Source organism: Okeania sp. (genome assembly GCF_983059655.1).
This window is the reverse complement of the sequence record NZ_CEZPJD010000181.1, coordinates 1-11,637: the sequence shown is the minus strand read 5'-3', so window position 1 is coordinate 11,637 and position 11,637 is coordinate 1. Positions and strand designations below refer to the sequence as shown.

The window sequence follows — 11,637 nt, the reverse complement described above, 5'->3', positions numbered from 1 at the left end:
ACTGATAACTGATAACTGATAACTGAAATGACCCCAGAATCTGAATAAATGTTATATTATATTAGTATTTGTTAATATTTTGTGGAGAATTATCCCTTTGAATCATGTCACGTCCTTTAAGACAAAAGCTTATCCTCGTAGATGGCTATAATGTTATTGGTATCTGGCCTCGTCTCCAAGAAAGCTCTAGGATTAATGGCTTAGAAACAGCGAGACGAGATTTGATAGAAGCGATGGTAAATTATAGTGCTACTCAAGACTTGAATACTCGTATAGTCTTTGATTCTCAATACCAATATACTCCTACAGTTAAAGAGGTTATTACCGATCGTTTATCTGTTTATTATACAGAATTCGGCCAAACAGCAGATACATACATAGAGAAAGCTTGTGCTAATCTTCGTCAAGAGATGCGTCTGTCTAAAAGTAGGTTAATTGTTGCGACCTCAGATCGCGTTCAACAACTTACTGTGGCAGGTTATGGTGCAGAATGGATATCTTCTCAACAGCTAGCCCATGACATTGAAAGTGTAGCAAGTAGCGTTCGCCGTAGATGTCAACAAAGCAAAAGAAAATCAGGCCGTTTTTTGGCTAATTACTTAGACCTAGAGTCTCAAAAGCGCCTAGCTGAACTAAGAATGGGTAAATAACTTTGATTATCAAGATTAGACCTAAAAGTCAAATTAGTTTAATAAAACTAGATCATAATAAGTATTAATAAAAAAAATATAAAAAAGGGTTGCCAAATATGTTGAGTTACGGTTAAGATTAGTAATCGTAGCTCATAAATCAAAGTTACACATTCCTCGGTAGCTCAGCGGTAGAGCGGTCGGCTGTTAACCGATTGGTCGCAGGTTCGAATCCCGCCCGGGGAGTTAAAAAAAATCTAGGTCTTTGATTTAGAGATAGTTAGTAGTTCTATCTAAAATGGATCAATATTACTCCCGGTATAATCTTCAATTTACCAGGATATGAATCATGACCAAAATAAAAACTGATTGAAACAGATATAACCAATGGGATAAGTGCAGTATTACGCTCCCGCAAATTTTTCCGGTGAGTTATTAGCACGGACCAATAATATAAAATCTAACCCCTTTTACAATGCCCTGAATTTTGTTGGCGATCGCACAGATGCAAAAGTGATACTTGCATCCCTACTTTTTTCGGTAGATTCTCCGCAACAAATAATGGAATCAGGAGATTGAAAAGCGATCGGTAAAAGAATTTAAAACTACACAGGTTATTACCCAGAGTCGGCTCATGCAGACAAGATTTACAGAACAGCTCGAAAACCGAAAATTCTGCAAAGAAAGAGGTATTAGGATGAGTGGTACTCCCTTGGAAAAACCTCCAAAAACAAAAAACAAAAAATATCGATCAAAAAAAGAAGAAACAAGATCGGTTGGATGTAAGATTACGGAACCATATAGAGGGTAAATTTGGGCAAGCAAAAAGAAGATTTAGCCTAGAAAAAGTGATGACAAAACTTTCTGAAACTTCCAAAAATGCCATTGCAATCACTTTTTTAATAATCAACTTTTCCACCCTCGAAAAATAGGCTTTTCTCTTTTTTTGTTTTTGTACTTTGTTTGCAAAAAAAAACTGTTTTTGGGGTTTGTTTAATAACTTCAAATAATACTTGTATGCTTTAATGAATGATTATTATAAGTTATAATAGAGTTGTTGGGAATTAAGCTAAAAAAATGGCTAAAACCCGTATTGGTCAAAGTTTATAGCATTTTTTTCAGTTATATGATCCTGAAAACCTTATAGAATAAGCTTTTGAGCATTGTTCAATTTTTATTTCCCAACAACTCTAATGAGCTTTATTTGAATAAAGAATCAACCGTTTTCATATTTATTCAGCAAATTCTAGTTAGTGATGAATCTAAATAAAATATCAATCACTAACTATTGCCACTTATTTGATGAAACTAATTTTGATAAATTTTTAACTATTACCTACTCATCAACTTTCAAGTCTTTGCACAAAAGACGTTCACATCTGATTTCACCATTTTCTAGGGTTTGATGAATTTCTAATTCTGCTTCTAGAATTGCTTCAAATAAGAAACGTTCTCCAGGGAAAACAGTGCGTTCCCAATATTTAGTCTGAGGATTACTAATTCTAGCAATCTGTATCTTGTGAGTAGTATTCACATAGAAACAGAGAATTTTTTGAGCTTGTTTTTTTGGTAGTCTATCTAGTGCTATAGTCACGGTTTTTCATTCCCTCTAAGTTTGTGCTGCCGATTAGCAACCCTACTGAACCTTGATATCTTTGAATGCCAATACAATTATTATAAACTAATAGGGATCGCTTCAGCGCATTTTTAATTGCTTTTGTTGAAGAAAATTAATTAGGCTTAAGTCGTCCACTGTAAACCTAGTATTTTTCCAGTATAATTACTCATATTTTAGTCATCTATACTGATAGAATTACTCAGTTTACTAAATAATGTCGATAAAACTGTATTGGAGAACAAAAAACCTTCCGGATCAGTTAATCTCAAATATCCTTCTAGTGGAAATTTTTGGTTATTTGAGAATAAAGTTGCTATACCTTTCGGATTGATCAATTCTACCCACCCTAACTTTTGATAGGGTTGCAAGTAGATTAATATTTGCTCTACAGTTCGTTGACCAAAACGCTCAGATAATGTTAATAGATTTATCCCCTCTGCCAAGCGGAATCCTAACATTAGTGTTTCTAACAAACACTCCTGATTCGTTTCTAAGTCATTATTAGATTTATCGATACCCTGATGTTTTAATCTACGATCTTGAAGCGATAGCTTGTATTGTCTATCGATAGATTGCACCCATTGATAATATTCTTTGCGCGTAGGTGGTCGGGTAAATCTTTCCCCTTCTACATAACTTGCTGCACCCATACCAAAGCCGTAATAAGGACGATTTTCCCAGTAGACTCGATTATGACCACACTGATAATCTGGCTTGGCGTAATTTGATATCTCATAATGTTCATATCCTGAAATTGATATCAACTGCTGTGCCATTCGATACATTTGTGCAGCTATTTCATCTTTAGGTAAAGGATGATTACCGGGTTGATAATAACGTCCAAAAGCTGTAACAGTTTCTAGCACTAGGTCATAACTAGAGATATGAGTTGGGGAAATAGCAATGCCAGTTTCTAAAGAAGTTTGCCATTGTTCTAGAGTTTGATGTGGTAGTCCCGAAATTAAATCTATGCTGAAATTAACAATTCCTGCTTGATGTAATATTTCTACTGCTTTGTAAATATCCGAGACATTGTGTGTTCTGCCACAAACCTGTAATAACTCATCTTGAAATGCTTGTACTCCCAAACTAACTCGATTTATTCCTAGAGATTGATATCCTTGTACCTGCTCCAAGTCAAAAGTTCCTGGGTCCATTTCTATAGAGATTTCAGCATTGGCCACAATTCTAAATTTTTGCTCTAGGGCATCTAAAATCTGGTGCAATTGACTCACGGACAAAAGGGAGGGTGTACCACCGCCAAAAAAAATAGTTTCTAGGGGTTGATCGAAAGATTTTGTAGTGTTTATTTCCTCACAAATTACCTCCACATATTCTTGAATAGGAGAAAAGTTATCACCTCTTTTACTATCTCCCACTACAGAAATCGGAAAATCACAGTAATAGCACCGCCGTCGGCAGAAAGGTATATGGACATAAGCCGAACTAGGGATATAGTAATTTCCGATTGGCCTTTTCATTACAAAATATATTCTTATATAAAACTATCTTAAACAATTATGAATTTAATTAAGAGTAGTAGTACTGTAAATTATCAAAAACTGATGCTGATGGATAGAAATATTATCTAAGCAAAAAGTAAAAAAAATAACTTTAAAATATAACCGTATAACTGCTTTAAAGGCGTAATATTTTAAATGTTGTCATTAAAATAAAGGTAAAAATAATCACATCTACTTTGTAGTAAGATAGATTTTATACTTTAGTAGGAACTGTGAAGATCAAAGTTCATTATGAATAGCTTCAAAATTTTTATGAGTTGAGGAAGCTGAAAACAAGAAAACTCTCAAGAATGGAACATCTACTGGAAGATATAATAGAAGCAACATTGAGCAGCCCAACTTGATTCGGCAGGGGGTCTCCCGTTATAATCGCGAGATTTAACAGGAGAGAACTTCACAAATTATGGTTATTACTCACTATTACTGAGTAGCTAATGGGAAAATTTCTATATCCATAAAACAAACTAAAAAAATGCTTGACGCAATCATTATCATTTCATTTGTACTAGCTGGAGCAGGGATAGGGTTCTATAGCATAGAACTACTACCTCCGAATGTATTATTAGAAGTTACCAATATTGAAGGTTTACGTTCAGTATTAGCTGCCTTTACCTCCTTGATTGGTTTTGTATTTGGATTGGTATTTCAAACTACATATCGGCGAGTGGAAGCAAAAGTTGCCCAGATGCCAGTTGATTTATTGTTAACTAGAGCAATAGGATTAGTCATTGGACTATTAGTGGCAAACTTAATGCTAGCGCCACTGTTTTTGCTTCCTATTCCGGACGAATTTAGTTTTATTAAGCCTCTTGTAGCGGTTTTAGGCAGTGTCATGTTAGGCTTTACAGGGGTTAACGTTGCTGATACTCATGGTCGTGGTTTTTTACGGCTGATTAATCCTAACAGTCTAGATACAGTATTAGTAGCAGAAGGTACTCTTAAGCCTGCTACTACTAAAATTTTGGATACTAGCTGTATTATTGATGGCAGGATAGAAAATTTATTGGAAACAGGTTTTCTTGAGGGGCAAATTCTTGTACCACAGTTTGTTTTACAGGAACTACAACTGATAGCAGATGCTTCTAACGATCAAAAAAGAGTTAGAGGTAGAAGAGGGTTAGACATCTTAAATAGACTGAAAGCAGTTTACCCTTCTCAGATTCAAATTCATTTTGCAGACTATGAAGATATTTCTACAGTAGATGCTAAATTGATTCATTTTGCTCTGGAAATTAATGGTACTTTGTTAACTAATGACTACAATTTGTCTAAAGTTGCTAGTTTACAAAAGGTTATGGTACTGAACATTAATGACTTGACTCAAGCAGTACGACCAAGTTATTTACCTGGTGATACTATTGAAATTAAAATTCGTAAAGCAGGGAAGGAGCCATCTCAGGGTATTGGATATCTAGATGATGGCACAATGGTAGTTGTGGAATCAGGTAGTGAATATGTTGGAGATGAAGTTAGAGTTATTGTCACCAGTTCCCTGCAAACTTCTGCTGGTAGAATGATTTTTGCCCGGACTCAAGAGTCTGCCATAGCTTGATTTTGGTGATGTTTATAATCACCTGAAAATGTCTCATAAAATATGTTCAAAAAACAGCCCCAATTTTCTGAAATACAGATAGTTGGGGTTCATTAATTCAAAATTTTCATAACAAAACGGATGAAATTATTAGGAGATTTTGCTCTAGTCAGCTTCTAGGTGAAATAATGAGACTTTAGCAAAAAAAACATTCAAAATAGCCTGAAAGCATTGCTATGTAATGCTTTAACATCAAAATACCTGAGATTATATTCGGATGATTAGTTATAAAAACTTCTTCACTACTTACGTAAAGGCACTATATATGGAGTGCTGCTCAGTTATACTAGCGCTAACACACCCTACCAATAACGTTCATGCGTAAGTCATAATGATATTATAGTTCGCGACACGTCAGGTTTTGTAGCCGAGCCGGAGAGGTGACTCTCCGGCTTAGGTTAACGGAACTACGCCATGAAGCGCCATTTGTTACACCATGCTCAGGAGACTTTTCTCTCCCCGTTGTTCAACTCGTTCCTGAACACGTCGCCAAAGCGTTTTGTCTTCGCGATAAACATGCAAGGCTTTTATTGAGTCTTTTGCATCCACCAGATCGCCACTCTGAATCACAGATAACAAGAACGAAATTGCCTCGTCGTTTCGGAGAAACGCGATTGCCATCAATCCCATTTTTCGGAGTTCCCTAATTTCGGTGGAACTCCACCAGGTTTGCAAAATATCAAAAGCTTCTGATAAACGGGATTCTCCAAATGCTAGCGCTGCTGCCTCTGCAATCTCAATACTTTCTCCATTTTTAGCCTGTGGCTGAACAAAAAGGAAGGAACGCACTAAATCAATGGAGGATTCTGTTGGGGATAAATTCAGCAACGCCAGGAAACAGTCTGATAATACAGCTGCACTATCACCAAGCTTGATCCGTAAACGTAGAAGCGGGATACCTGACAAACTTCCCATATAAGCAATAGCTCGTGCAGCTCCAATCCTCGCATCAGGTTCCTGGTCAGCCAATAAATCGGCTAACTCGCTCATAACATCAGAGTAGTTCATTCTAACGAGTCCTAATGCACAAATACTCCGCAGTGGAACAGCGGCATCACCCGATCCGCTTTGCTGCACATACCGAATGCCCTGCAAAAATAAATCTTCTTTGCCATAGCCCAAACGATAGAGTGCATCTGCAAGCTTGACCTTAGCGGTACAACCTGGATCTCGCTCGTTTGGTTTGGTCATTGCCCACTCAAAGGCGGCAACTAAATCTGGAATCAGATCGTGGTGCTCTGCATTTGCAACAATTACTGCAGATTGAGCAATTACAATAGCCTGCTTAGAGGCCAGTAGTTGCCGTAGCAGAAGCATTGAGTCTGATGTAGTAGGATCGACATGGATCTGCTCTAGTTTTGCAAGAAGTGATTCTAATTTACGAGATTTAGGCATAGACAATTCCAGAAAAGATTATTCAGGACTTACGCAAGGACACTAAATCCAGTTAGGGCGAATGGCATTAGCCCCTTATGGGGTTTTTAAGGTAAATTTGCGTAAGTCCTGATTATTAACAGAAACTTTGAAGGATGTTGACCTTTCACAGGTCACTGTATGATCGAACCCTTGATAAGGGTTTAAATACTCTCAAAGGTGTAGTTAAGCGGATTTGATATAATACCAGTTTTCAGGTCGTAAATTCTCTTTTTTGTCAAAAGGACATTTCCTACAAAATCTTTTTATTGCACTTATTATTCGTAACATTCTTTTTTCACGCTTGGTATTAGACATTTGTCCATCTTACAATATACTGTCATCTCCCCCGATTTTTTCCACTCTCCTACTACTGATCGCCTATAACTGGGTTAAATTTTATATTGATTGGCTTGCATGTTCCATAGAGCAGCGTACTCACCACCGTTGCTCAACAGTTCTTCGTGGGTTCCGGTTTCAGCTAAGTAACCCTTTTTCATGACTAAGATACGATCTGCCATTTTCACGGATGCAAGCCGATGAGTTACCAGGATAGTAGTTTTTCCATGGGCTAGCTCGGTAAAACGTTGGTAGATTTCGTACTCACTTCGAGGATCGAGAGCAGCTGTTGGCTCATCAAGGATAAGTATTTGTGCATCCCTACGCACAATTGCCCTAGCCAAGGCTAGTTTTTGCCATTCTCCACCAGAAAGCTCTGTACCACCAAATTGTTTGCCAAGGAGAGTATTCTCCTTTTCAGCAAGCTTTTCAACTAATGTAGCGATCCCTGCTTTTTGAGCTACGCTTTTCAATTCTTCTGGATGTTCAAGGATTTTCAGATCGCCAAGAGCGATGTTCTCACCTAGTGTCAAAGAGTAACGGCAAAAATCTTGGAATACTCCTGCAATTTGACATCGCCATTCCTCCAGATTTAATTCCTTTAAATCGATACCATCAACTAAAATGCTTCCTTGCACCGGATCATACATTCTTGATAACAGCTTGATCAAAGTGGTCTTGCCAGCACCATTTTCCCCTACTATGGCAACAATTTCACCAGGTGAAATTGTTAATGAAATATCACTTAACGCTGGACGACGATCAGGATAGCAAAAGTGTACATTTCTGAAAGTAATTCCTGAGCAAATTGGATTATTCACTGATGCTCCAGGAAAAGACAACGGCATTAGTGGCTCGCTGTCTAAAAACTCAAATAGTTGCTGCATATACAGCATTGTTTCATGTAGATTGAGCAACATTCTAAGAAGTTCCTCAAGATTACCTTGAAGATTAGCTAGCGCCTCTAAAAATAAAAGAATGCTGCCTGGGCTAATTTGTCCTCTGAAAGCTTGTCGCACGACCCAGTAAAATGCAGAACCATTTCCAAGGGTACTCATCAGGGCAAGTCCTGATGCCCAAATAGCCTGCTGTGTACGTAGGCGGCGTATTGATCCGTGCAAGGTTTTAAAAGCTAACAGATACTGTTGTATGAAGAACGATCCTAGTTGAAATAACCTCACTTCCTTTGCATAAGTATCAGTTAACAGTACTGATGTAGAGTACTGCATGCGACGTGATTGGTAGCTTTTGTCAAAAAGAGCTAACCAAATCTGCGTCTCATACTGCATAGAAACAATTACTTGAGGAATTATAGCAATTATTAATATGATGGGAATCCAAGCTCCAAGAGGTATAAGCAGAATAATCATTGTACCCAATGTAATGAGAGATCGACTTCCTTGCGCTAGGGATAGAAGTAATTTAAATGGTTGATAATTCAACTCTTTCTGAAGAATCTGAAGCTCGTCATAGAATCTTGAATCTTCAAAACGACTAAGATCTGGAAAGCTATTTGCCTTCTGCATCAAAAGTATACTCAGATGAGCCGTCAGCTTGTCATTTAAGTTACCTTGAATAGCCTGTATCCAGGGGCTGAGGATAATAGCTAACAATAAAGCTCCAACCCAACCTGTAACTAGAATTCCAATTGGTAAAACTCTTAGACCCTCACTAGTTGTCAGAGAATTAGCAACCTTATCGACAACAAGCTTACTGATTGAAATACTTGCTGCTGGAAGTAACCCTTGCAATATAGTGAGTAGAGTGAGAAAAATAGTTTCTCTAGGTGCTGCATCCCATAGAAGAGATAAAGACCGCAGCACATCTTTGACATAGTTATAGCCGTTTTGAAATAAGATTTTCAATCCCATTATCTATTTTAGGTCTGCAAAATATCTTTCTTTAATTAGAGCGATTTATCTTTATACTACGAGCATTTTTATGAAATGACGTTCAAGCTCCTCTTTCTCACGAAAAGGTTTTCGATCAACTTCTATCCAGGCATGGGCACGAATCGGGTCAATTGCAACACCGACGCACCAGGTTAGGGATCTTTGCTTTACCAAGGCAAATATAGTAGAAGCTAATGAGAATTCTAAGCAAGCAGTTCTTCCCGGAAAGTACAAGCTTGACTTATGTACTGCTGCCCAAATAATCTCTGCTTCGTGTGTAGTTATCTGGTGAAATGATTGTCTTTTGAATATTTTGAGAAGAATACTAATCTTTTCTAGACTTAGAAGTCGCAAAGATAGGTATGCAACAGCAAGAGCTATTAATCCTATCAAGCGCTCTCCTAGGCTCAGAGATAGATTGATGGGTTTCAGTGACATGTCATGATCCATATATTTTTCCTCTAATTACTTTTATACTATGCAAGGTCCTAGATCTATTGGGATTTGATTCTCATCCCTTTACCAGAAGAATTAATAGACTTATAATAATTTGATTAAGCCAAGCTCGGCTAGTGAAATTAGAAGATTTTTCATGTCCTGCCTTAAAATTTCAGGCGGATAATCATAGAGATTAGCTATTAGTGCAACAGCTTCTTCCACTGGCTTAAATTCTGACAAAAGCTTCCAAAAACTGGCTGCACTGTCGTTCAGTGTATAGTAAACATTTGTTCGGCTGTCTAACAGAATAGCACTTTCTTGAAAAAATCTTGTTGAAACATACGGTGGGATCTGAACTAGCTCCATGATGACCATCTCTAACTCGTTTACAATTATATATACTTTTGGTTAAACTGAAACTAAATACGTTGTGGAAGGGAATAATTAGACCAAATTCCAAAATCTCTTATTAGACTCAGTTAAACGACGCAACCAAATCTCTGTTGCTAGAGTATGACTAAAAAGTGCTAGCTCAGTCCCCAGACCCATCACAAAATTCTGCATCGCTATCCTCACTTTTTCAACATCAATTAATTTCATATCTACTAGTTTGGAATCCTTGAAAAATACATTAATATTTTCATGATTTATTCTAAGTCCAATAAACTCATCAGCAACATATTCTCCTTTAGTATTCCTTGTATAAATACTTGGAGGTAATACACCCTCAAAAGCAGCAGTCATTAGTGGCTTGTATACAAAGGGATTTGTTCGCTCTTCAGGTCTTGCAGAGAGACACGCTTCAACTACTGTTTGGTCAAAATAGGGGAATTCTAAATTTACGTCATATAGGTCGGCTATTTGCTGAATTGAACGAGCCGAAATAGCATTCAGTTGTATTAGTGCAATTGATATGTGTTCTCCCATTGACTGTGAGAAAGGAGTAGCAGTTGTTGCCCAGTTGTGTAACTCACTCAGGACTTGTTGCGCTAGTTCTTCTGAATGCCAACTGGCAAGTGTAGGCAAGATATCCCATGTCATACCTGTAGATTTTGATTGCTGTTGTAGTGTTAAGTCATTTACTCCAAACTGCTTGATTTTCTGCAACCAGTCAGGATAGGAAATCAAGCTTTGTTTTGCAGTAAGTATTAATAGCGACAATAATGGAAGATGTCTAACTCGAGACCAACCTGAAAGATGGTGAAAGAGTTTTGAAAACTTTGCTTGTTTCAGCAGATCAATGAGATAACTATAAGATGTAGCGAGTAATACACCATCACCTCCTTCGCCACTCAGATGCACTGCAGAACCAATTGATTTGATTAATTGCATTACAGAGTTGAACGCACCCATGTTGTAGGCATGGGCTGGGTTTGGAAAATCCGTAAGTGGAACCAATTCTAAGTAGCTGTATTCAGAAGGTATGTCCTTTTCCTCAAGAAACAGTGCATTAATGTTAGAATAAAGACTAGCTGCATATTCAGCACATCTAACGTCTGAGGATTGAACAGCACTAAATGTTTTCTCGGTTATAGTAGCAAGTTTTCCGTTTGTCTGTTCCAGTTTTCTGGCAGCAATCATTGCTAATGTTGTTGAGTCAAATCCACCACTCAAATCGCTACTAATTTTGCTATATAGTTCAATTCTGCCTTCAACTGCTTCTAATAGCTGTGTTCGCAACAATTCTGCTGCTTGAGAAAACGGCCTATACTCGGAGGGTGCATTCCAGTAACGTTCACAACTTAGCCTGGCTGGTGAAATGTGTAGATAATGACCTGGTGGAATGAGATGAATATCTTTAAAAGGAGAACGGCTTTGTACTAAACTTAAAGTAGATATACCTGCTAGAAATGTTGCTAGCCAAATATGGTCAACTTCTGCATTGATTAACTGCTGTAGTGCAACTGCTATGGAGGAGTAGATAATTGAAGAGTTCCAGATAGTGTAGAAGACCAACCGAGATCCCATTGCATCAACGAAAACATAGGTATCGTCTTCTACGTGAACAATCACGTTATAGTTTCCGGGTAGCCTCATTAACAAGCTATAGTCGCCACAAGATTTAGCAACCTGCAAGCGTTTGAGTATAACCTCGCGAGGTGCAAGACAAGCTCCAACAATCATTATCTGAATCGGTCCTTCAGCAAGACTGATGAATTGCTGTTTTTGCCAGTTTCCACACAGCCAGAAGGAA

At 37.7% G+C, this 11,637-nt stretch carries 9 protein-coding genes, 1 tRNA gene and 1 pseudogene; 4 read left to right on the top strand and 7 right to left on the bottom strand.

Annotation, left to right across the window (positions count from 1 at the left end; genetic code table 11):
* The first annotated feature begins 104 nt into the window (after positions 1-104).
* The 3 genes and pseudogenes from AC3DU7_RS12520 to AC3DU7_RS12510 form a co-directional block, all read left to right on the top strand.
* Positions 105-650, top strand: coding sequence for an NYN domain-containing protein (locus tag AC3DU7_RS12520; RefSeq protein ID WP_488039672.1), 546 nt, complete (start codon positions 105-107; stop codon positions 648-650).
* A gap of 153 nt (positions 651-803) precedes the next feature.
* Positions 804-875 (top strand) — tRNA-Asn (locus AC3DU7_RS12515).
* Positions 876-1,241: 366 nt separating this feature from the next.
* Positions 1,242-1,552 (top strand): annotated as a pseudogene (locus tag AC3DU7_RS12510) (transposase); the annotation flags it as partial.
* Positions 1,553-1,965: 413 nt separating this feature from the next.
* Here AC3DU7_RS12510 and AC3DU7_RS12505 read toward each other — a convergent pair.
* Both AC3DU7_RS12505 and hemW read right to left on the bottom strand, forming a co-directional pair.
* Positions 1,966-2,223, bottom strand: coding sequence for a DUF1830 domain-containing protein (locus AC3DU7_RS12505; RefSeq protein ID WP_488039671.1), 258 nt, complete (start codon positions 2,221-2,223; stop codon positions 1,966-1,968).
* Between the two features lie 197 nt (positions 2,224-2,420).
* Positions 2,421-3,728 carry a radical SAM family heme chaperone HemW gene (gene hemW, locus AC3DU7_RS12500; RefSeq protein WP_488039670.1) on the bottom strand — a complete coding sequence of 436 codons (1,308 nt, stop codon included), beginning with the start codon at positions 3,726-3,728 and terminating at the stop codon, positions 2,421-2,423.
* A gap of 514 nt (positions 3,729-4,242) precedes the next feature.
* On the opposite strand from hemW, the gene AC3DU7_RS12495 reads away from it, so the two are divergent.
* The gene (locus AC3DU7_RS12495; protein WP_488039669.1) at positions 4,243-5,322 is read left to right on the top strand and encodes a PIN/TRAM domain-containing protein; all 1,080 of its coding nucleotides are present in this window, start codon (positions 4,243-4,245) and stop codon (positions 5,320-5,322) included.
* Between the two features lie 468 nt (positions 5,323-5,790).
* On the opposite strand, the gene AC3DU7_RS12490 is transcribed toward AC3DU7_RS12495, so the two are convergent.
* The 5 genes from AC3DU7_RS12490 to AC3DU7_RS12470 all read right to left on the bottom strand — a co-directional run.
* Complete coding sequence (locus tag AC3DU7_RS12490; protein ID WP_488039668.1) at positions 5,791-6,756, bottom strand: hypothetical protein; 966 nt, start codon at positions 6,754-6,756, stop codon at positions 5,791-5,793.
* Between the two features lie 410 nt (positions 6,757-7,166).
* Positions 7,167-8,984 (bottom strand): ABC transporter ATP-binding protein, encoded by a 1,818-nt coding sequence (locus tag AC3DU7_RS12485; protein ID WP_488039667.1) that lies wholly within the window; start codon positions 8,982-8,984, stop codon positions 7,167-7,169.
* Positions 8,985-9,035: 51 nt separating this feature from the next.
* Positions 9,036-9,455, bottom strand: a complete 420-nt coding sequence (locus AC3DU7_RS12480; protein ID WP_488039666.1) for a lasso peptide biosynthesis B2 protein — start codon at positions 9,453-9,455, stop codon at positions 9,036-9,038.
* Between the two features lie 90 nt (positions 9,456-9,545).
* Entirely contained in the window at positions 9,546-9,809 is a 264-nt protein-coding gene (locus AC3DU7_RS12475; RefSeq protein WP_488039665.1) for a PqqD family protein, read from the bottom strand.
* Between the two features lie 78 nt (positions 9,810-9,887).
* Positions 9,888-11,637: albusnodin/ikarugamycin family macrolactam cyclase (locus tag AC3DU7_RS12470; RefSeq protein ID WP_488039664.1), on the bottom strand; the 1,750-nt coding region annotated here is incomplete at its 5' end.

What these genes read in the sequence shown, in the direction of transcription:
- AC3DU7_RS12490 (WP_488039668.1), bottom strand. Translation starts at nt 6,756, where the DNA reads ATGCCTAAATCTCGTAAATTAGAATCACTTCTTGCAAAACTAGAGCAG.
- AC3DU7_RS12520 (WP_488039672.1), top strand. Translation starts at nt 105, where the DNA reads ATGTCACGTCCTTTAAGACAAAAGCTTATCCTCGTAGATGGCTATAAT.
- hemW (WP_488039670.1), bottom strand. Translation starts at nt 3,728, where the DNA reads ATGAAAAGGCCAATCGGAAATTACTATATCCCTAGTTCGGCTTATGTC.
- AC3DU7_RS12475 (WP_488039665.1), bottom strand. Translation starts at nt 9,809, where the DNA reads ATGGAGCTAGTTCAGATCCCACCGTATGTTTCAACAAGATTTTTTCAA.
- AC3DU7_RS12480 (WP_488039666.1), bottom strand. Translation starts at nt 9,455, where the DNA reads ATGGATCATGACATGTCACTGAAACCCATCAATCTATCTCTGAGCCTA.
- AC3DU7_RS12485 (WP_488039667.1), bottom strand. Translation starts at nt 8,984, where the DNA reads ATGGGATTGAAAATCTTATTTCAAAACGGCTATAACTATGTCAAAGAT.
- AC3DU7_RS12495 (WP_488039669.1), top strand. Translation starts at nt 4,243, where the DNA reads ATGCTTGACGCAATCATTATCATTTCATTTGTACTAGCTGGAGCAGGG.